We start from the raw sequence: 21,714 nt of genomic DNA on the forward strand, positions 1-21,714 counted from the left end.
CTAACAATCCAGCTTATATCCAACACCGTAAATTGTCTTAATATGCTCACCACTTGCCTTAAGTTTCTTTCTAAGGCGCTGCACCATAATATCCACCGCTCTTGTATTCCCGATATACTCAAAGCCCCACACCTTCTCAAGCAATTCTTCTCTCATAAATACGCGCTGCGGATTCGAAACAAACAGCTTACATAAATTAAACTCCCGGTACGTCAGCTGCACTTCCTCTCCATTCACATGCACCTTCCGTTCCTTTGGACAAACGACAATCTCGCCAGCACGAATCACCTCATGATTCTGAGGCACTTCCCTCTTCGTCACGCGCCGCGCCATATTCTTCACTCGAAGAATCAGCTCGGCATAATTAAATGGCTTCGTCACATAATCATCTGCACCAAGCTGAAGCCCAAGCAACTTATCATTCATCTGACTCTTCGCTGTCAGCATCAGCACCGGAATATCGCGATCCCTCTCCCGAAACAAACGAAGCAACTCATATCCATCTATATCCGGAAGCATCACATCTAAAATGAGCACATCCGGCCCATCTTCCCATCTCTCTAGCGCCTCTTTCCCACTAGCTGCCGTCAGTACCTCATATCCTTCGATCTCCAGCTGCATCCGAATCAAATTCCGAATGCTCGATTCATCATCCACCACGAGAATTTTCATCTGTCTCCTCCTTTCATCGCATATTTTAGTATAGCAAATATCGTACAAAAAAAGAGAGGCGATCATCGAACATATTTTGTCGATGATCGCCTCTTTTTCTTATCTAGATATTATTATTTTGCTACAAAATAATCCGTAACATACTGCGCCCAAAGTTCATGTCCCTTCTCAGATGGAAAACCGAATTCTTCCTGCAAGTATGGCATAATTGCTTTCGTTGCTGAACTTGGCCATGCTTCCCAGTGATTAATGTATGTATAACCATTTTGCATCGCAAATTGCTTTAATGCCTCAATCGCTTTCGGATAATTTTTCGCACCGTATACTGGGTTCGGCGGCTGAATCATAATCACAGCGTCTTTCGCACTCGTAGCAAGCGCTTGTACAAACTTTTGTGTATTGGCTACAGAATTTCCATTACCTGTTTTATTATTATCTGTAATAAAAGGTGGTTCAAATAAAATAACATCAGGACTCTCTTTCGCAATCTCTTTATTTCGCTTATTTGCAATTAATTCATCCGTACTTTCATTTTTATACGCTTTTACCGTTACATTCCATAAGCCTTTACCATATGCTTCATCTAAATTCGCTATAAATTTCGTTGTCCAAGCACCGTTTTCAGATGATGATGCTTGATCACCAACAATAACAAGATTGACTGTCTTCTTATCAGCAACTGCTTTCTTTAATTTTTCTTGCACTGCATCTGGTAAATTCTTTGCATAATTTTCATTAAAAGATGCCTTTGTATCTTTTGTACTTTGCTTTCCCTCTTCTATTTTTGTCTCTTGCTCTTTCGATTCAACTTTTGTTACTTTCACTTCACTTGTCTGTTCCGTTGCTTTTGCAATCTTCTTATTCCAGTACAATTTGCCACTTACAATAGAAGCCACAAATAGTACGAAAACGACAAGGACAAGCACTACTTTCTTATTCATCGATTCACCTCGTCTACTAATCTCACACCATATAATAGTAATACAAAACTATGCGAAAATAAACCCAACTCCTACCAAAGAGAGTTGGGTTTATACATTATTGTGTTAACTCAAGATGAGCTTTTAATTTATTTGTTAACTCTTGTTTTGCGTGATCTGTAACATAATAGTACCAAATGCCGTCAGCTGCTTTGTGACCATCTCCTGGGATTTGGATTTCTTCACTATTTTTTAAACAATCTTTATAGTTTTTCTGCATCTCAAACATTTGATCCTGTGTTAAATTCGTCTTCACATTCTTTTGAATTGCATTTAATACATCACCGTAGTTTGTAAGCGAAGAGAAACTTGCTCCTTTTTTAATAACAGCTTGCATCACTTGACGCTGACGCATTTGACGTCCAAAGTCTCCACGTGAATCCGCCTTACGCATACGAGTATATGCTAAAGCCTCATCACCTGTTAAATGAATATTTCCCTTCGCAAAATGATGCTTGTTTTGTGTAAATTCTAAATCATTATTTACATCTACCCCATCAACCGCATCAACAATATCCTTAAATCCTTCCATGTTCACTTCTATATAGTAGTTAATAGGAATATTTAAGAAATTCTCTACTGTCGCAACAGACATGTCTACTCCACCGAATGCATAGGCATGGTTAATCTTATCTTTCTTTCCTTTTCCCACAATCTCTGTGTACGTATCACGAGGGATACTTAGCGTTTTCATAGAGTTCGTTTGTGGATTGAGCGTAATAACCATAAGGGAGTCTGAACGTCCTTTATCAGTTCCACGTTCATCTGCTCCTAGTAATAAAATTGAAACAGGCTTAGACTTACTAATTTTTTCTTCCTGCTTATTATTTTCATCACGTTTTAAAGGTTTATGAACTTCATCTAATGTTTTTGAAACTGAGGAATAAATGTTGTAGGCGTAAATTCCTCCACCTATAATCATGATTCCTATAACTCCTAATATCCATAATACAATTTTCTTTTTCATTCTTTCACCTTTCTTTCTTTAACCAACAATAACTCCCTAATTATACGATATATTTCCCTTTTTATCATTTACCCTCAAGATATTCCTCTCCAGCCACAAATACTACACCAATATGTTCATCTAAAAAATAGACGAATAACATTTTTCGTTATCCGTCTATTTAAATTTATATTATTCCTTCTTTTCTCCAAGAGCAAATGTAATTTCTGCTTCACAGACAATTTCACCATCTACCGTTGCGACAGCTTTTCCTTTTCCAATCGGACCGCGTACGCGTGTCAATTCCACTTCTAAGCGAAGTTGATCACCCGGGCGGACTTGTTTTTTAAAGCGGCAATGATCAATACCTCCAAAGAAGGCTAGGCGTCCGCGATTTTCTTCTTTCTTTAATATCGCAATTGCTCCAACTTGAGCCAACGCTTCCACAATTAATACCCCTGGCATGACTGCATATTCAGGGAAATGCCCATTAAAGAATTCTTCATTTGCAGATACATTTTTAATTCCGACTGCGCGCTTTCCCTCTTCTACTTCTAATACTTGATCAACGAGCAAGAATGGGTAACGGTGCGGAATGATTTCTTTAATTTGTTCTATGTTTAACATGAAAATATCGCTCCTTCTTCCATATTGGTCTTACCACTAGGATATATGTTATTATCCCATTTTGCCAGTGGTTTGTCATTATAAAAAAAGAAACGCTATAGATTTCAAAAAAAATGCACACACCCTTTTCTCAATAACAAGCTTCATATTATAAAATAATTGCAGCTAACACGGAGGTAGAAAGGAGCGTGTGCCCAAGTTAGGGAAAGGCAATATATGTATTCATACATTATTTGCCTTAAGTGTCGTATTTGGCATCATTATATTACATATAATTTCAAATGAGAAAACATTAAATTTAACCATATATATGAATATATTGTATATTTTCGTTCATTTTCTCTATTTTCCTTCCATTTTCTTAAAAAATTAAATTTCAAAAATACAAAAAAGAACTGAGGCTATTTCCTCAGTTCTTTTTCGACTTATTTCAACGCACGCTTCGGCAATTTATCAATATTTTCTAGCATAATACCTGTACCAACAGCTACGCAATGCATTGGGTTTTCAGCGATTAATACTGGCACCTTTAATTCTTCAGCAAGAAGCATGTCAATGCCGTGTAATAATGCTCCGCCACCTGTTAAGATTACACCGCGGTCAATGATGTCTGCAGATAATTCTGGTGGAGTACGCTCTAATACACCTTTTGCTGCTTGTACAATGATTGCTGCGTTTTCTTTTAATGCTTCTGTAATTTCTTCTGAACATACTGTAATTGTACGTGGTAAGCCTGTTACCATATCGCGTCCACGAATTTCAAGCTCTTCGCTACGTGCACCAGGGAATACTGTACCGACTTTGATCTTAATATCTTCTGATGTACGTTCCCCGATTAATAGTTTATACTTACGTTTAATATAGTTTAGAATCTCCATATCAAACTTGTCACCAGCCATTTTGATAGAGGAAGAGGTAACAATATCACCCATTGAAAGTACGGCAATATCTGTTGTACCTCCACCAATATCAACAACCATGTTTCCGCTTGGCTGGAAGATTTCCATACCAGCACCGACAGCAGCTACTTTTGGTTCTTCTTCTAAAAAGACTGTTTTTCCACCTGAACGTTCAGCAGCTTCACGAATTGCTTTTTGTTCTACAGATGTGATATTTGTTGGACAACAAATTAAAATACGAGGTTTTGAAAAGAAGCTCTTTACATCCAGTTTGTTAATAAAATGTTTTAACATTGCTTCTGTAATGTCAAAATCTGCAATTACACCATCTTTCAGCGGACGAATCGCTACAATATTACCAGGTGTACGTCCTACCATACTTCTTGCTTCTTCACCCACCGCTAATACTTTGCCAGTATTACGATCAATTGCCACAACTGATGGTTCATTTAATACAATACCTTTACCTTTTACATGAATTAATACGTTAGCCGTTCCTAGGTCAATTCCGATATCTCTCGCAAACATTCCTATGTTTTCCTCCTCAATATTCAAAGTCAGGTTGCACCCGAATTCTTTTACACCTAATTTCTGATTTTATCATAAATTTAACAGAAACGTAATATTCGCAAAAAGAATTCTTCTTAAAATTACGAAGAAATGCATAAGGAATGTTTGCTTTCTAGTCTTTTATTGTTGCACGGTTCTTTCTGTATCTTCTTTTCTATATTTCTGTTTTGTTGCTTCCCCTCCACGCAAATGACGAATTGACTTATGATAATCAAGAATTTCCTTTACTTCATTTGCAAGCTCTGGATTAATTTCTGGCAGACGCTCTGTTAAATCTTTATGGACTGTACTTTTTGATACCCCAAATTCCTTTGCGATTACACGCACTGTCTTTCTTGTCTCCACGATATACTTACCAATCTTGATAGTTCTCTCTTTGATGTAATCGTGCACACCACTCGCCTCCCTAAATTGGATGTGAGAAGCGTGAAATGAGACTCGCTGCATACGACTAAGAAGTAAATTCGAGTGCTGTTTGTAAGCGTTAAATATTCTAGGATTTATACTGAAATGCCTCACGATTTCTCACCTCAAACACTCTCTTTGCTTTGGTTTATATCATTGTATTGCCCGCCTTACTGATATATGCTACATGTTCGCTATTTTTGCGGACTAAGTGAAGAAAAATTACAAATTTGTGTGAGAAATACGTTAACAATGACAATTTTCTCGGTCAAAAAAATGACACTCCTAAAAAAAGAGCGTCATTCTTCATGATCATATTCTTCTTCTAATAATTGATGGTGGGGAACTTCCTTCTTGCTAGTAATGTAATAATATAAAGTAAATAAAACGAACAATAAAATCATGACACTTGTCAGAACAAATACAAATGACAGAGTAATCCCCTCCTTTTAGACATATATATTCGAGAATACCGTTATTTTTCCTTGTTCTTGCCATTCTTTCCTTGCAATTGGTTACTTGTATATAAAAATAAAAAAATCAATCCTCGAAAGTCGGATTGATTTTTTATTGTATTATTGTTGTGTAGAAGAATTGCTAGATGATTGTGTAGAATCATTTGTTGATTTTTCTTCTTTTTGCTGCTTGTCTTCCAGATTGCTATTTGTAGATTTATCCTCTTTTTGCCCTTTCTCTTCAGGCTGGCTATTTGTGGACTTATTTTCCGTTTTACCCTTTTCTTCAGACGTGCCACTTGTAGACTTATCTTTGCTTTGCTGTTTATCCTCAGTTTTATTTACAGCACCGCTTGTTGCTTTCGTTTCGCCTGCTTCTACTTTAATGTCCGCTACAGATTTATTTAAGTAGCTCTCTGGGTTAACAGCCACACTATTTTTACGTACTTCAAAGTGAACATGAGAACCTGCTTCTTTATTCATCGCACTTAGGCCGGATTTTCCTAATACTTCACCTTGTGCAACCTTTGCACCTTTTTCTACTTTTACACTACCTAAGCTTTGATAATATGTTGTAACACCATTTCCATTATCCACTGTTACAACATAACCAAGTAATGAGTCTTTTTCTGCTTTTGTTACTGTGCCGCTTAAAGCTGCGGTCACATCGAACTCTTTCCCATTCTTGGCAGCGATATCAATTCCTTTGTTTGGAGAATATGTGTTGTTATAAAAGACTAGTGCTTGTTCTTGCTCTTTCTCCGATGCTCCATCCTCATAAAACTTCTTCTGTACTACTACTTCTGCATTTGCTGCAGCTGGCATTTTCACAACTTCAGAAGACTTCGTTACTGGAATTCCTGGATCTTCTGCTTGATTATACGGCGTTGCTCCCTCATGATTTGGCGCTTTCTTTGGATTTGCTGCCTGAAACCATAGAGCAACTGACAAAATGACTGCCGCACAAGCAATGTATATTGCCGGAAATACCCAGCGTTTTTGAAATAAATGAACTACTTTTCGCGACTTTTTACTATTCCTTCCTCGCATTCTATCATCACCTCAGCAATCATTTTGAACAAGATTCCTTCATCCTATACAACCTATAACAAATTATTTTTCGACAAAATCTGTAAAAATATGTATAGTATTTGCGGAATTTCCGGGGAAATGATGAAAAAAGAAAAAACTGAGCAGTTTGGCTCAGTTTTTAGTCTAATTGTTTCTTTTTATAAATAACGAGAACAGCGATGACAGTTATCATGAGCCAAATCGCAATATTGCATACGTTGAATTGAATGGCTGAGAAACCTTTCCCCTCTACTACACTTACAATGGCTTCCAAAATATGCGTCGTCGGTAAATACGCTGTTATCTTTTTTAAGATTTCGTTCTTAATCATTTCATTTAAAAACGGCGCCACAAACAAAAACATCGAAATAGGTGTTGCTATTACAGACACTTGTACTAAATTTTTCGATAGTAAACCAATGAGAAATCCAAACACCATAAATAATAACGTTCCGATTATAAAAATCATTAACAGCAAGAAAATACTGCCTTGCAAAGCATTTAATAATACTAAGCTAATAATATTTAACAAGATGCTAAAAATGACGATAGGTAATGATTTACCAGCAATGATTTCAAGGGGAGATGCAGGCGAGAGCATGAGCACGCGCAATGTATGTTTTTCTTTTTCTTCAGCAATTAAAGTAGCTTGCGCAATTGTTGTAACCATGCTCATAACCATAACAACAACAATTCCGCCCATAAATTCCTTTCCGCCCCCCAGTTGTTTATAGAAAAGCGCTAATCCTAGCGGCATAAGGGCCATCAGTAAAATTTGTGCATTATTCTTTAAATCCTGCATCTCTTTACGTAAAATAGCTGAAAATCGTTTACTTGAAAATGTCATGCTAAATCCCTCCCAGTTACTTCAATAAAAATCTCTCCTAAAGTTGGTTCATAGGAATGAATCGATAGTAGTTCCCCATTTTTCATCCATTCCGAAATACGTTTTGCACCTATTTCATCTTTTTGTACCGTTTCTTTTTTCTTATCTTTTAATACAACTTCAATTTTGTCTTTCGCATATTGTAAGCGAAGATTTTCGGGCGTATCAAGCGCTACAATCTCCCCGCCGCATAAGAAGGCAATACGGTCACAAAGCGTTTCTGCTTCATCCATGTTGTGCGTTGTTAAGAAAATAGTTGTCCCCTCTTTATTTAAGTCTTTTAAGATATGATGAATGTTTTGGACGTTTGCGGGATCAAGTGCTGATGTTGGTTCATCTAAGAAGAGAATATCTGGTTTATGCAGAATGGCTCTCGCTAATGTGACACGCTGCTTCATCCCTTTCGATAACTTCTTCACTTGTGTTTTTTTATCTTCTATTAAGTTCACTTGCGTGAGTACTTCATCAATTCGTTCCTTTTTACAATCGTATAAGTCACAAAATAATAATAAATTATCATAAATGCTAAGCCTTTCATATAGGCCGCTATTATCTGTTAAAATACCCATTCGCTTATAGTCAATGCTGCTTGGCCCTGTAATATCCGCCCCTAATACTCTCACTGTTCCAACACTATGGAGTAACTGAGAGGTTAAAATTTTCACTGTCGTTGTTTTCCCTGATCCACTCGGTCCAAGGAAACCGAAAATTTCTCCTTGTTTTACCTCAATATTGACATTTCGAAGTGCTGTTTTTTTATCAAAGGTTTTCATTACATCTTTCATTTCAATTGCCAATGTCATTTCGTCATCCCCTTCGTTTTCTTTTCTAGATTATTTCGCTTCGGCAGGCTCGTTTGCCACCTCAGCTTGCTAGGTTCGCTGCTTCTGACCTAATCATATGAAAAACAAAAGGTTTACGCAGTAAAATACCGGTAAAAGGAGTATTTTTACCGGTGAATGCATCCTATTTCGGCTCTACTAGAGCATCATTTATAGTCCAATGACATCTTTCAATTCATCCATTCTTCCTTTTGAAAGCGGAATGGAACTTTTGCGATCATCATCTAAAATTAAACTGAAACTATTTCGCGTCCAAGTGATGACTTCTCTTACACGTTGTAAGTTCACAAGGTACGATCGGTGACATCGAAAGAAACCGAATCCTTTTAATCTATTTTCTAACTCACTTAATGTTAATGTACATATAAAATCTTCTTCATGAACATGAATATGAGTTGTACCACTTTGCGTTTCAATAAAATGAATCTCCATCGGATCCAACAAAATAATTTTGTCGTTCACTTTTGCCGGAATTCTTTCCAATTTCATTTGCGGAATCATTTGAACCCCTTTTTCTTCCTCTTTCTCTTCTACTTCTTCCTGTTCAAATTCAATCTTTTTTACACCTTCTTGATTTAATATGTATACATCCTCCGTTAAGGAGAGTGCATCAGATAAAAAGGACGATGTAATAAAAATGGCTTTTCCGTTCTCTTTCATCTTCATAATTGCCTTGCGAATGATAATTGTACTTTCAATATCTACATTTTGCTCTGGTTCTTCTAAAATAATTAAATCCGGATTATGAACCATCACTCTCCCAATATGAAGGCGACGCTTTTCAGAAAATGATAGCTTCTCTATCTTTGTATCCAACTTATCGAGCAATCCAACGCATTTTACAATTTCTTCTATGTCAATATTTGAGTCATACAATCCAGACAAAAAGGAAAGATATTCTTTCACTTTCAAACGGTTATATGCTTCATCTTTTAAAAAACAAAATCCAATGCGGGAATATGCACTTTTGCGAATTGGCTCTTCTTCAAATAATACCGTTCCGGAAGAAGCATCTTCTTCCCCAATGATAATGCGGTGCAATACTTTAGCAGTATGATTATTACATTGCAGTACAACGCATTGTCCTTTTTCAACGCTCATATCTATAACCGGCAACTGATTTGTCTTCCCTAGTTGTTTTAGCTCGAGTAACGCCATCTTTTCTCCTCCAGATGAGTTTTTTATCTTATTATATCAAACAATACACGGAAAATTATGATATTTTCCCATTACAAAAAGGAGCTCATGTAGATGAACTCCTTTTTGTTTCAAATCATCGATCTATTGTTAAACGAGCAACACTTACGTATCATGAATCCCTTGTCACTTAATTTTTCGCCATTAACTTGCCTTCATAGTCATTTAACGTTTTAATTTCGATTCCTTTATAATAATGCGCAACAATCTCTGTATACTCTTTTCCCTCTTTTGCCATTCCATTCGCACCATATTGACTCATGCCAACACCATGTCCGTATCCTTTCGTTGTAACGACAATATGATTCCCCTGTTGTTTCCATGTAAAATCAGAGGAGCGTAAGCCAAGCTTTGTTCGCACTTCTTTCCCTGTTAATACTTTCCCTTGAAACTCGACACCTTTTACACGTTTTCCTTCTGTGCGCTCTTGAATATTACCGACTTTTCCGTTTTCCAGTATCTTTACCCCAAGTCGCTTTTGAAAGTCAGCTACAGTAAATGTTTGTTCACTCGTAAATTTCGGCGAAGCTTGATCCCATGGACTGTCCACACTCTTTAAGTACGGGTAATCATTTCCCCAATAATCTGCAGCATTTTCCGTGCGTCCATTACTCGTTGAAAAGAAAGAAGCTGTAATCGGGCTACCTTCATACGTTAAAACTTGTCCGGCCGTTTTCGATACAGCTTCTTCAACCTTTTTCAAATTCTTCTCATAGTCCTTACCCCATATCTTCTTTAATTCTTCTTTACTTTTGTATACTTGATCATTCACCGTGTCTGTTACATCTGCATTCTGTTTCTTCGCACCGCTTAACATACGCTGTACGATAAATGTTCTAGCTGCTAGTGCCTGTGCTTTTAATGCCTCTAACTCGAAGCTTGCATTCATTTCAGATGCTACAACGCCCGTAACATATTCTTCTAGCGGTAACTGCTCGACACTTTTTTTGGCATCGCGATATACTGACACTTGAACAGCAGTATTTACCTTCTGAGGAGCTGGCACATTTTGAACGACTGGAGGATTTTTAGACGGCTGACTTACTTTCGTTTTTGCGTATGGAATGACAAGTATGGCTGGCACAATAATAACAAGCGTTATTAAGAGCGCCATTGTAATGAAAAGTGGCTTTGAAATTTTCATCTTTTTCCCCCGCTATAAAATTAGATTCATTTTATTTCTATGGGGAATGGGAGATTTTTAGAACAAGTCTTACTTTCTATTTTACTTATTAAATTTTCTAAATTTTTTAAGTAAGACATGCATAAGTCATGGGATAATTGACTATAACAGTAATAGAACAAAAAATAGCCCCCAGTCATGAGACATAGGGACTATTATCATTATGCATGAAGATCAGAAACTTCTTGTTCTTTCACTTCTTCCATTTGTTCATTGATACGTTCAATCGTTGCACCTAATGCAGCTAGTTTCTTATGGAAGTTTACATATCCACGATCTAGATGCTTTAGTTCGGTTACACGAGTGTGACCTTCTGCTACTAAACCAGCTAGAATTAACGCAGCTGCTGCACGTAAGTCAGTTGCTGCTACTTCTGCACCTTGTAAATTATTCGGTCCGTTCATAATAACAGAGCGACCTTCAATTTTAATATCCGCGTTCATACGACGGAATTCCTCAACATGCATGAAGCGGTTCTCAAATACCGTCTCAGTAATCATACTTGTTCCATCAGCTTGTAATAATAATGCCATCATTTGTGATTGCATATCTGTTGGGAATCCTGGGTGAGGCATTGTTTTAATGTCAACGGCTTTTAATTTGTCTGGACCGATAACACGTAACCCTTCATTTTCCTCAATCACTTTTACACCCATTTCTTCCATTTTCGCCGTAACAGAGCGTAGATGTTCTGGTACTGCATTTTCAATTAAGATGTTACCACCTGTAATTGCTGCTGCAACCATAAATGTTCCCGCTTCAATACGGTCAGGAATAATAGAGTGGTGCGTACCATATAATTTATCAACGCCTTCAATGCGAATTGTTCCCGTTCCAGCTCCGCGTACTTTAGCACCCATTGCATTTAAGAAGTTCGCTAAGTCGACAATTTCCGGTTCTTTCGCAGCGTTTTCAATAATTGTTGTCCCTTTTGCTAATGCAGCAGCAGACATAATATTTTCTGTTGCACCTACGCTTGGGAAGTCTAAGTAAATTTTTGCACCTTTTAGTTCTCCCTCTACGTATGCCTCAACGAATCCATTACCAACTTTTACTTTTGCTCCCATTGCTTCGAAGCCTTTTAAATGTTGGTCAATTGGACGTGAACCGATTGCACATCCACCAGGAAGAGCAATGCGAGCGCGACCGTTACGTGCTAATAATGGCCCCATTACTTGGACAGATGCACGCATTTTACGTACATATTCAAACGGCGCTTCAATTTTTAACTCTTTTGAAGCATCGATTGTTACTTGGTTATTTTCAAATACGACTTCAGCATTTAAATGACGTAATACCTCATTGATTGTGTATACATCAGACAATACTGGTACTTCAGATAGTACATTCTTTCCATCACTCGCTAATAGGGCTGCAGCGATTATAGGTAATACAGCATTTTTCGCGCCCTCAACACGCACTGTGCCGTTCAACCGCTTTCCGCCACGGACGATGATTTTTTCCAATTTATTCCCCTCCGTGTCCTTTTTTCAATATCTATTCATTCAATACTCAGAAGTTATGATCGGTGTGCCAACCACAATTGTATCTTTGTTGTCTGTAGAACGTATTGCTATTTGCACATTTATTTTCTCTTTATTTGTTGAAAGAGCGTCATTCCACTTTTTATTATATGCGGAGATTGACACAAATGCTCTTTCTTCTATTTTTTCGATCGCTCTTGCTGAAAGATCTTTCAAAACCTGATTGGTTTTATTTTGCAAAACACCTTCAATCTTATCATTCAGTACACCCTTAACACAAGTGTAAATTATAGGTTTTGTACTAAAAATTGTATCCATTTTTCGAATGTTTTTTGGATCCCATTTTTCCCCGCTTACTTCAAAGATAATGAAAGTGTTTTCTTTAGTATTTTTCTTACTCCAAGTGACTACTATTCGTTCTTCATAAGAAGAAAATTTTTTATGTGCCGTTGCTTTATATCCATCGTGAGATTGTTCCAATTCCCACTTCCGAACATTTGCTTTTTCCTTTACATCGTTTAACAATTTTTGAAACGTATGTATGTTAGAAATTGTTTTCGTCTCCCGCGCTAACCATGACCATCGCTCCACTTTTGCTCCATTCTTTTCAAGAGCGGCGATCATACTTTCCATTTTCTCTTCATCGTTTATCGGTTTAACCCCTTTATATCCGACTAAGAATACAACCATGATTCCGACAACGATAAGAATCGTTTTTAAACTCTTCAAGTTTCATCCCCTCCTATCTCCATTCTTAACGGAGATAGAAGGTTCTATACCCTTACTTTACCAAATACGTTAAACTCTTCGAATACCCTAAATAATCAAGAAAGAAGTTACTTACAGACGTACCAATTGCAATTGTAACAAGAATAAGTAAGATTCTTATTTGCAGTACTTTTCCAGATTTCATTAGGCGTTCGATATGAATTCCTTGCAAAGCCCACCATGTAATGGTAATAAACAATAAATGCGACACCATTGCAATCAGTGCTTGTTGCCCTAAAAGTTGCGCCAAAAAAATCGACCCCTTTTTGACCGGCTTTCATGATTAAGATGTGCAGTGCACTCCTAACGCTAGAAGCCATTATACTTTTTCTCGTATATATAGGCGCCATAGCCTTCAAAAAACGAGAAATCATGTTTCTACGTGCGCGTTTGCATGCAAATAAAAAGCGTAGAGGAATCGCTCTACACTTTTTTATTTCACTATTGTACCATGTTCCCTGTAAAGAAGAAATCCTTCATAAGCGGAAAATAGTCATGAAAGAAATTGTAGCCAATCGCTGGTAAAACTCCGAGCATGACAGTTGCGAATGCGCAGAAGCAAACGACAGCTTTTACACTTATCGGAATGTGCACTCTGTCCCCTTCATTTCCTTTCCGAAAAAATATCTGCTGTAAAATTCGGAAATAATATATATAGGAAATAACCGTTGTTCCCATCATTACAGATGCAAGTACGTAATAAGGCGCCTCTATTACAAATGCCCCTAAGAAAATATTTACTTTCCCAATAAAACCAGCTGTTCCTGGAATACCCGCTAAAGATAAAATGAAAATTGTCATCATCATCGCTAGAAATGGTGAACGTTTGTATAAACCAGAGAAAATGTTTATATTTTCATTCTCACTTTGTAAAATTAATGTGTGAATAATCGCAAATGCTCCGGCATTCATCAAGAAATAGGCAAGCATATAAAACCACATACTGTCCATTGTAAAAGGAGATAGCGCCGCTAGCGGAACGAGTAAATAACCAGCATGAGCAATTCCGGAGTAAGCAAATAATCTCTTTATATTATGTTGCTTTAATGCAATCACATTACCAATAATCATCGTAACCCCTGCTAAAATAGCAATATAGACACTCATATAATGAAACAGTGTTTCTTCCTTCCCTTGGATTGTGACGCTTGCAAATGTCATCAAGAATAGCCGTACAATCATAATGAATCCAGCAATTTTAGAAACTGTTCCGAGAAACGCTGTTACTGGTGTCGGTGCCCCTTCGTATACATCCGGCGCCCACATATGAAATGGTGCCGTTGCAATTTTAAATGATAATCCGACGAACATTAATAAGAAGGCAAGTGCTAATAAGAGTTGAATACTACCTGCCACACCTCCAGCAAGAACACGCTGCATTTCCACTATATTTGTTGATCCTGTCATACCATATACATAACTCATTCCAAACAACGTAATAGCTGATGCAATTCCTCCATTAATCACATATTTCATCGCAGCCTCATTTGAAGCACGCCTTTTCTTTCGAATTCCTACTAAAATATACGATGAAAGAGAAAGCAGCTCTAAACTGATAAAGAGTGTAATAAAATCGATGCTAGATGCCATAAACATCGCACCAAGTATCGCCATGAGAAATAAGTAGTAATATTCTCCTTTATATGGAATCGGCTCTTTTTTATCGTCGCTTATCGCGATACATAAAACGAGGAGCGCTCCCACTAAGAGTAATGTTTTAAATCCTTTCGAAAAGCCATCTAATACGAAGGAACCGTCCAAAATGGCTCCTGCTGGTTCATCATAGAGCATAATGAGCGCAAAAAATGAGAAACCCGCGGTAAGAATGGCTCCAAATGATACGTACTTTTGATTTACCTTAAAAAACAAATCAAGAAGCGAGAGAAGAATGGCTCCGCCAAGAAGAATAAACTCCGGAACCATAAGATGCCACGGTAACCGAAACAATACCTCCATATCCATCCTATCTCACCCCCAATGTTTTTAGTGTATCTTGAAGTGGTTCTCCTAATAAATCCGGCAACACACCGATTGTTATGATACATGCAAGTAGCAAAAGAACCGGAATGTACTCCCAACCACGCATATCTGGCTTTCCTTCTAATTCCCGCTTCCCAAACGTTACTTGTAAAGTTGCTCTTAAAACATATGCAGCTGTTAATATAATGCCAAGCACTCCAACTGCGGCTACAATTGGCTTCTCTTGGAATAGACCGAGAAAAGCAAGAAATTCGCTTACAAATCCAGACATTCCCGGCAATCCAAGCGAAGCCATGCTTCCTGCCAATAAACATGCACTAAGTATTGGAACTTGTTTTGCAAGGCCTCCAAGCTTCGTAATGTGCGACGTACCAAATCGTTCTTCAATTACGCCAAGTAGGAAAAAGAGTAGCGCGGCAATTAAACCGTGCGACACGACTTGAAAGAGCGCCCCTTGTACACCTGCTGCATTCAGTGCTGCAAGTCCAATTAGCACAATTCCCATATGCGAAATACTAGAATAGGCCAGCACCTTTCGGAAGTCGGTTTGAATGAAAGCAAGGAAAGCACCGTATAAAAAATTTACTACACCTAAAATAGCCAAGATGGTAGCAAAGCTTTGAAATTGCTCCGGGAATAGTCCTTTTCCAAAACGAATCATACCGTACGCCCCAATTTTTAGTAGCACACCCGCATGTATCATCACAACTGCCGGATGTGCTTCCACATGTACATTCACCATCCATCGATGTAGCGGAAACAACGGTAACTTAATACTAAACGCAAGCATCAGTGCGATAAATATGCTGAGCTGGAGCGAATGAGACATCCCATTAAAAAATGATGAATCCGTCCCTGCCAAAATCGTCTTCAACTCTTCAAAATTTGTTGTGCCCGTTTTAGCAAACAAAATGGAGAAAATAATAAGTAAAATCGCTGAACCAATTCCGTTATATATTAAATAGCTATACGCTGCCTGTTCGCTCGACAACTTCCCCCATTTTCCAATTAGCAAAAACATCGGCGGTAATGTAATCTCGAAGAAAATAAAGAATAAAAATAAGTTTTCTGCCGCGAAAACGCCAAGCACTCCAATTTCAAGCATTAATAACAGCATATAAAAAGCCTTCACCTGATGCTGAATGGAAAAAGCCGTCAGCGCCGCAAGCATGACTAAAAGTGAAGCTAACATCATCATTACTAGGGAAAAACCATCCATTCCAAGTTCATAGTCAATGATAAATAAGCTTTTGTCTAATTCAGGAAAGTTGCCAAATTGAATCCATTTTACCCTTTCTGAAAAAATGGCTAAATTCTTCCCAGAAGCATATGCGCACGCTAAAAGAATCGCTGTTCCAAGCGGAAGCATCGTGCCAAACAAGCCAATCCCGCGCACCGCACGTACCTTTGTTTTTGGTGTAAATAGAAGTAAGAAGATACTAAGAAGTGGGGAGAAAATGAAGAAAGATAATAAGAAAGCACTCATTGCCAATCCCCCCCTGTATATAACAAAATGACAACCAATGCTGCCAAAGAAATAGCAGTCACCGTTCCGTACACTTGTACATTACCGTTTTGAAGTTTTGATCCCCCGTAACTCCCCCCTTTAACGAGGCTCTGGATGAGCTTTGCAATTCCCTCCACAATACATACTTCAAAAAGGTGAAGTGTATAAGCAATCCCTTTTACAATCGGCAACACCGTCACATGATATATTTCATCTATATAATATTTTTTTATAAGTAGATGAGATAGAATTGTTCCTTCTCCCCCAGCCCAATCTCTAGAAAGAGAGCGCTTGTTATACATCAAATAGGCAAGGAGAATTCCTCCAAAAGAGACGAGCGTTGCTATGACCATAATCCAAGCTGGCCCGTGTCCTTGTGCTACTTGAAATGAAACATCCTTTATGAGCCAATCTCCAAGAAATGTTCCGAACCAAGGTGTATGAATGTATCCTATTGCAACAGCGAATACTCCAAGAGCAGTCATCGGCAATGTCATAATCCGCGGAGACTCACGTACTTCCCTCTTCGCTCTCTCTTCTCCGGTAAAGACAAGAAAGTATAAACGAAACATATAAAAGGACGTTAAGAACGTTGCTAAAATGGCGAGGACAAATAAAACATAATTGCCGTGCATCCACGTTGCCATTAAAATTTCGTCTTTACTAAAAAAGCCTGAAAAAAACGGAACGCCACTAATTGCAAATGTACCGACTAAAAAGAGTAGTCCTGTAACTTTCATCTTCTTTTGTAAGCCGCCCATCTCATGAATGTTTTGTGTATGCACCGCATGAATGACACTTCCAGCCGCTAAGAACAGAAGTGCCTTAAAAAAGGCGTGTGTCGTTAAATGAAAGATACTAGCGACATATCCCGCTGAACCAAGTGCAAGCATCATATAACCGAGCTGACTTACTGTAGAATACGCTAGAATGCGTTTTATATCTGTTTGTACAAGAGCAATGGACGCCGCAAAAATCGCCGTAAATCCTCCCACAATTGCTACGGTCTGCATAGCTACAGGGCTGGCTACGAAAAGCGGAAACATCGCCGCAACTAAATAGACGCCGGCCGCGACCATCGTCGCCGCATGAATAAGTGCTGAAACTGGCGTAGGCCCTTCCATTGCATCCGGTAGCCACGTATGCAATGGAAATTGTCCCGATTTCCCCACGGCACCAATAAATATGAAAAGCGCTGTAAGTGTAATGATAGAAGGAGAGATAGCCTCCGTTTGTACTGCTTTAAAAATAACATCATAATCAAAACTGCCCGCTTGCCAAAAAAGAAGAATCATCCCGATAAATAAGCAGGCATCGCCAATGCGCGTCATAATAAAAGCTTTTTGGGCAGCTGCTTTTGCCTCTTCTTTAAAAAAGTAAAATCCAATTAATAAAAAGGAACCGAGACCAACAAGCTCCCAAAACACGTAAAGTTGCAATAGATTTGTTGAAATTACAAGCCCAAGCATCGCAAATGTAAATAATCCAAGATACGCATAAAAGACTGACAAACGTTCGTCGCCTTGCATATATCCTTTTGCATACACATGTACAAGAAAACTGACAGTAGTCACAATAAGGAGCATTAACGCATTCAATGCATTCACCTCAAATCCAAATGAAATGTCCACACTCCCAGCCTTTAGCCATAACCAAGTGTGCTTGACATTCTCTGAGGAAAAGCGTTCTAACAAGACGATTACCGCACCCACTAGCGAAAGAAATGCGAAAAGGCTGCCAAGGAGGCTGCTAATTCCTTTTAATTTCCTCCCAAATAAAATGAGTAACATAAACGAAGCAAGCGGGAAAAGCGGTATGAGCCATGCATAATCGATCATCGTTTCCTTCCCCCTTTTCAGTTAGAATTAACCTTTCAACTTATCCATCTCATCGATATTAACAGTTGTACGATTGCGATATAGTGCAATCAAAATTGCGAGTCCAACCGCTGCTTCTGCCGCCGCAACAGACATCGTAAATAAAGAAAAGATTTGCCCTGTTAAGTTCGGAAAAAAACCAAGCTTACTAAAGGCAACTAAGTTTAAATTTGCGGCATTTAACATCAGTTCCATACAGACTAAAACAATAACCGTATTTCGTTTTGTTAAAGCCCCAAATAAACCGATGCAAAATAAAATAATTGCTAAAGTTAAATAGGCCGAAGCGGGGACACTATTCATGAGAATCCCCCTTTTCTTCATCCTTCTTAGCAAGAACAATCGCCCCAACAAGTGCGACAAGTAAGATCACTGATGCTAATTCAAATGGAATTACATATTTCGAATACAAAAGGGTACCAATTTGAAGTGTGTTTTGTTCATGAAGAGGTAAAATATCCTGTGTATTTTGGTTTGCAAAGTCGATGTTATGAACCGCAAAGTACATCACTGTTCCAAATAACATAACTGCGAGGAAAACAATTATTTTGCGAAGACTAATCCTTGACTCATTCTCCGCATCATGCCGCGTTAACATAATGCCAAAGATCATAATAATTGTAATGGCTCCGGAGTAGATTAAAATTTGTGCTACCCCTATAAACTCAGCCGCTAGAAGGAAATATAAACCTGCAATGCTGAGAAATGTAAAAACAAGGGCAAGCATCATATGCATTACTTTCGTTACATTCAGCATAAACACTCCGCCCATAACCGCAGTGAAAGATAATATAAAAAATGCAATCAACTCACCGGTCATGCCTTATTCTCCTTTCTAACGTTTTCATCATTTTCATCTAACCATTGCAAGTTTTTAAATAAATCATCACGTGTATACTCCGCTAGTTCAAAGTTATTTGTCATAACAATAGCCTCTGTCGGACACACTTCCGTACATAAATCACATAGAATACAAATTTCAAAATTAATATCATACGTATCAATGATTTTCCCTTTTTTCGTAGGATCTGGATGCTTTTTTCCGGTTAACTGAATACAATTGGTCGGACAAATATTGGCACATTGATTACAAACAATACACTTTTCCGGATAGAATTTTTGAATGCCGCGAAACCGATCTGGCAGTGGCAATGGTTGATTTGGATAATCGTATGTCACCTTTTTCTTGCTCAAATTACTTAGCGTATATTTCAATCCTTTCAATAACCCTTTCATCTCTTGCTGGCACCTCCTCACAGATTAGAAGAACAACTCCTTAATCAATGCCGTTAAAAAGATATTAGCCAATGCAATCGGTAATAGTACCTTCCAGCCAAACTCCATTAACTGATCCCCCCGCATACGAGGGAATGTAACACGGAACCAAATGAATAAAAAGACAACCGCACTAAATTTGAGTGCAAACCATACAGCACCTGGAATAAAGTCAAGAAAGAGTACCGGGTTCCAGCCACCTAGGAAGAGTACTGTCATTAAAGAAGCCATTCCAAAGAGATACACATACTCAGCAAGCATAAAGAAGGCCCAGCGAAATCCAGAGTATTCCGTATGATAACCAGAAACAAGTTCAGATTCTGCCTCAGGTAAATCGAATGGTGTCCGATTTAATTCGGCAACCGCCGCAATTAGGAAAATAATAAAGCCGATTGGCTGCGCAAAGATGTACCAAACTTTTTCCTGCGATGCGACGATTTCGTTTAAATTTAGGCTACCCGTCAATAAGACAATGCCGATTACACTCATAACGAGAGGAATTTCGTAGGAAATCATCTGCGCCGCTGCTCGCATCCCGCCGAGCAAAGAATATTTATTATTCGATGCCCAGCCGCCGGTCAAAACGCCAATCGTTGTAATTCCTGAAATAGCAATATAATAAAGAAGGCCAACACCGATATCAGCAAACTGAAATTGAGATGTAAACGGAATAACAGCCAATACCATAAAGGCTGGTGCAAAAGCGATGATCGGTGCCAATATAAATAACGGTTTATCGGCCGCTTTCGGAATACTATCTTCTTTTAAGAGAAGCTTTAGCACATCCGCTACCGTTTGTAATAATCCGAAACGCCCCCCGACTTGGTTTGGGCCGACCCGCCCTTGCATAAATCCCATCACCTTTCGTTCTGCTAAAATCCCGTATGTAACAAAGCCGAGGACTGCAAATAATAGAAGCACAGCTAACCCAAAGAAAATAAAAAAATTCGACCAACTTGCAGATGACTCTAGCAGCCTTTCAACCATTAGCCATCAACCTCCCCAAGCACAATATCAACACCGCCTAAAATCGTAATTAAATTGGCGATATTTTCTCCTTTCAAAAGCTTCGGTAAGATTTGCAGATTGTAAAAAGATGGCCTGCGAAACTTTAAACGATACGGCTCTTTCTTTCCTTCGCTCGCAATATAACAGCCAATTTCTCCGCGCGGCGATTCAATGCGGACGAAGGCCTCGCCCTTAGGAACCTTAATAATCCTCGGCACTTTCGCCATGACACTTCCTTCTTTCGGAAACTGCTCAGCCGCCTGCTCAATAATTTTGAGTGACTCTTCTATTTCCGCCATGCGGCACATATACCGATCCCAAGCATCGCCTACTTCCCCAACAGGGACATCAAAATCAAACTGATTATAAATCGAATACGGTTCATCCTTCCGAATATCCCATTTCACACCTGTACATCTTAAATTTGCTCCGCTCAATGAATAGGAAATCGCTTCTTCCGCGCTATATATACCAATGCCTTTCACACGATTTACAAATATTTCATTTCCACTAACAAGATCATGATATCCTTTCAATTGTTCTTTCATATAAGGAACAAACTCTCTAACCTTTTGAATCCAACCGTCCGGCGCATCCCACTTCACGCCGCCGACGCGCATATAATTAAACGTAAGCCTTGCGCCGCACAGTTCATTTAGAAGATTAATAACCATTTCTCGTTCCCGAAATGCATATAAAAATGGACTCACTGCACCAATATCTAAAAGGTTCGTCCCCCACCAAACAAGATGGCTTGCAACGCGGCCTAGCTCCATTGCGAGGACGCGTAAATACTCAGCACGCTCAGGAATCTCAAGTCCCATCATTGTCTCCACCGCGTGACAAATGACATAATTATTGGTCATGGCAGATAAATAGTCCATTCGATCTGTATACGGAATAATTTGTGTATATTGTAAACTCTCAGCGATTTTTTCTGTTCCGCGGTGCAAGTACCCGATGACAGGCGTAGCTTCTTTAATCGTTTCTCCATCAATTTTAATAATAAGCCGGAATACTCCATGAGTACTCGGGTGCTGCGGCCCCACATTTAGCAACATTTCTTCTGTACGGATCATCTG

General features: G+C 38.6%; 23 protein-coding genes. All 23 read right to left on the reverse strand.

What is annotated here, in order from left to right:
* Entirely contained in the window at positions 1-672 is a 672-nt protein-coding gene (locus tag BCER98_RS19135; protein ID WP_012096242.1) for a response regulator transcription factor, read from the reverse strand.
* Positions 673-785: 113 nt separating this feature from the next.
* On the reverse strand, positions 786-1,613 hold the full coding sequence (locus BCER98_RS19140; RefSeq protein ID WP_012096243.1) for an SGNH/GDSL hydrolase family protein: 828 nt from the start codon (positions 1,611-1,613) through the stop codon (positions 786-788).
* Positions 1,614-1,710: 97 nt separating this feature from the next.
* Positions 1,711-2,619, reverse strand: coding sequence for a polyisoprenyl-teichoic acid--peptidoglycan teichoic acid transferase TagU (tagU, locus tag BCER98_RS19145; RefSeq protein WP_012096244.1), 909 nt, complete (start codon positions 2,617-2,619; stop codon positions 1,711-1,713).
* Positions 2,620-2,790: 171 nt separating this feature from the next.
* Complete coding sequence (gene fabZ, locus BCER98_RS19150) at positions 2,791-3,225, reverse strand: 3-hydroxyacyl-ACP dehydratase FabZ (RefSeq protein WP_012096245.1); 435 nt, start codon at positions 3,223-3,225, stop codon at positions 2,791-2,793.
* Positions 3,226-3,650: 425 nt separating this feature from the next.
* Positions 3,651-4,652, reverse strand: a complete 1,002-nt coding sequence (gene mreB / locus BCER98_RS19155) for a rod shape-determining protein (RefSeq protein ID WP_012096246.1) — start codon at positions 4,650-4,652, stop codon at positions 3,651-3,653.
* A 162-nt stretch (positions 4,653-4,814) separates the two neighbouring features.
* Positions 4,815-5,087 carry a sporulation transcriptional regulator SpoIIID gene (gene spoIIID / locus BCER98_RS19160; RefSeq protein ID WP_041810135.1) on the reverse strand — a complete coding sequence of 91 codons (273 nt, stop codon included), beginning with the start codon at positions 5,085-5,087 and terminating at the stop codon, positions 4,815-4,817.
* 311 nt (positions 5,088-5,398) lie between these two features.
* Entirely contained in the window at positions 5,399-5,533 is a 135-nt protein-coding gene (locus tag BCER98_RS21510) for an ABC transporter ATP-binding protein (protein ID WP_081428417.1), read from the reverse strand.
* Between the two features lie 141 nt (positions 5,534-5,674).
* Positions 5,675-6,604: a M23 family metallopeptidase gene (locus BCER98_RS19165; protein ID WP_012096249.1), complete on the reverse strand. Its 930-nt coding sequence runs from the start codon at positions 6,602-6,604 to the stop codon at positions 5,675-5,677.
* 160 nt (positions 6,605-6,764) lie between these two features.
* A complete protein-coding gene (locus BCER98_RS19170) occupies positions 6,765-7,472 on the reverse strand; it encodes an ABC transporter permease (protein ID WP_012096250.1) in 708 nt (235 codons plus the stop codon).
* Positions 7,469-8,314 (reverse strand): ABC transporter ATP-binding protein, encoded by an 846-nt coding sequence (locus BCER98_RS19175; protein ID WP_012096251.1) that lies wholly within the window; start codon positions 8,312-8,314, stop codon positions 7,469-7,471. The genes BCER98_RS19170 and BCER98_RS19175 overlap by 4 nt, the downstream gene beginning before the upstream one ends.
* 189 nt (positions 8,315-8,503) lie before the next feature.
* Positions 8,504-9,511, reverse strand: coding sequence for a LytTR family transcriptional regulator DNA-binding domain-containing protein (locus BCER98_RS19180; protein ID WP_012096252.1), 1,008 nt, complete (start codon positions 9,509-9,511; stop codon positions 8,504-8,506).
* Positions 9,512-9,680: 169 nt separating this feature from the next.
* Complete coding sequence (spoIID, locus tag BCER98_RS19185; protein WP_012096253.1) at positions 9,681-10,694, reverse strand: stage II sporulation protein D; 1,014 nt, start codon at positions 10,692-10,694, stop codon at positions 9,681-9,683.
* A 200-nt stretch (positions 10,695-10,894) separates the two neighbouring features.
* Positions 10,895-12,199: a UDP-N-acetylglucosamine 1-carboxyvinyltransferase gene (gene murA, locus BCER98_RS19190; RefSeq protein ID WP_012096254.1), complete on the reverse strand. Its 1,305-nt coding sequence runs from the start codon at positions 12,197-12,199 to the stop codon at positions 10,895-10,897.
* A gap of 39 nt (positions 12,200-12,238) precedes the next feature.
* The gene (locus tag BCER98_RS19195; protein WP_048723562.1) at positions 12,239-12,907 is read right to left on the reverse strand and encodes a YwmB family TATA-box binding protein; all 669 of its coding nucleotides are present in this window, start codon (positions 12,905-12,907) and stop codon (positions 12,239-12,241) included.
* 91 nt (positions 12,908-12,998) lie between these two features.
* Positions 12,999-13,235: a DUF1146 family protein gene (locus BCER98_RS19200; RefSeq protein ID WP_012096256.1), complete on the reverse strand. Its 237-nt coding sequence runs from the start codon at positions 13,233-13,235 to the stop codon at positions 12,999-13,001.
* A gap of 191 nt (positions 13,236-13,426) precedes the next feature.
* Positions 13,427-14,941: an NADH-quinone oxidoreductase subunit NuoN gene (nuoN, locus tag BCER98_RS19205; RefSeq protein WP_041810616.1), complete on the reverse strand. Its 1,515-nt coding sequence runs from the start codon at positions 14,939-14,941 to the stop codon at positions 13,427-13,429.
* A gap of 7 nt (positions 14,942-14,948) precedes the next feature.
* Positions 14,949-16,451, reverse strand: coding sequence for an NADH-quinone oxidoreductase subunit M (locus BCER98_RS19210; RefSeq protein ID WP_012096258.1), 1,503 nt, complete (start codon positions 16,449-16,451; stop codon positions 14,949-14,951).
* On the reverse strand, positions 16,448-18,310 hold the full coding sequence (gene nuoL / locus BCER98_RS19215; protein WP_012096259.1) for an NADH-quinone oxidoreductase subunit L: 1,863 nt from the start codon (positions 18,308-18,310) through the stop codon (positions 16,448-16,450). Before nuoL ends, BCER98_RS19210 begins: the two co-directional genes overlap by 4 nt.
* 27 nt (positions 18,311-18,337) lie before the next feature.
* Positions 18,338-18,652, reverse strand: coding sequence for an NADH-quinone oxidoreductase subunit NuoK (gene nuoK, locus BCER98_RS19220; RefSeq protein WP_012096260.1), 315 nt, complete (start codon positions 18,650-18,652; stop codon positions 18,338-18,340).
* Positions 18,645-19,169 carry an NADH-quinone oxidoreductase subunit J gene (locus tag BCER98_RS19225; protein ID WP_012096261.1) on the reverse strand — a complete coding sequence of 175 codons (525 nt, stop codon included), beginning with the start codon at positions 19,167-19,169 and terminating at the stop codon, positions 18,645-18,647. Before BCER98_RS19225 ends, nuoK begins: the two co-directional genes overlap by 8 nt.
* Entirely contained in the window at positions 19,166-19,585 is a 420-nt protein-coding gene (nuoI, locus tag BCER98_RS19230; protein ID WP_012096262.1) for an NADH-quinone oxidoreductase subunit NuoI, read from the reverse strand. Before nuoI ends, BCER98_RS19225 begins: the two co-directional genes overlap by 4 nt.
* A 24-nt stretch (positions 19,586-19,609) precedes the next feature.
* A complete protein-coding gene (gene nuoH, locus BCER98_RS19235) occupies positions 19,610-20,611 on the reverse strand; it encodes an NADH-quinone oxidoreductase subunit NuoH (RefSeq protein WP_012096263.1) in 1,002 nt (333 codons plus the stop codon).
* Positions 20,611-21,711: an NADH-quinone oxidoreductase subunit D gene (locus BCER98_RS19240; protein ID WP_012096264.1), complete on the reverse strand. Its 1,101-nt coding sequence runs from the start codon at positions 21,709-21,711 to the stop codon at positions 20,611-20,613. The genes nuoH and BCER98_RS19240 overlap by 1 nt, the downstream gene beginning before the upstream one ends.
* Between the last annotated feature and the right edge of the window lie 3 nt (positions 21,712-21,714).

Source organism: Bacillus cytotoxicus NVH 391-98 (assembly GCF_000017425.1).
Lineage (GTDB): Bacteria > Bacillota > Bacilli > Bacillales > Bacillaceae_G > Bacillus_A > Bacillus_A cytotoxicus.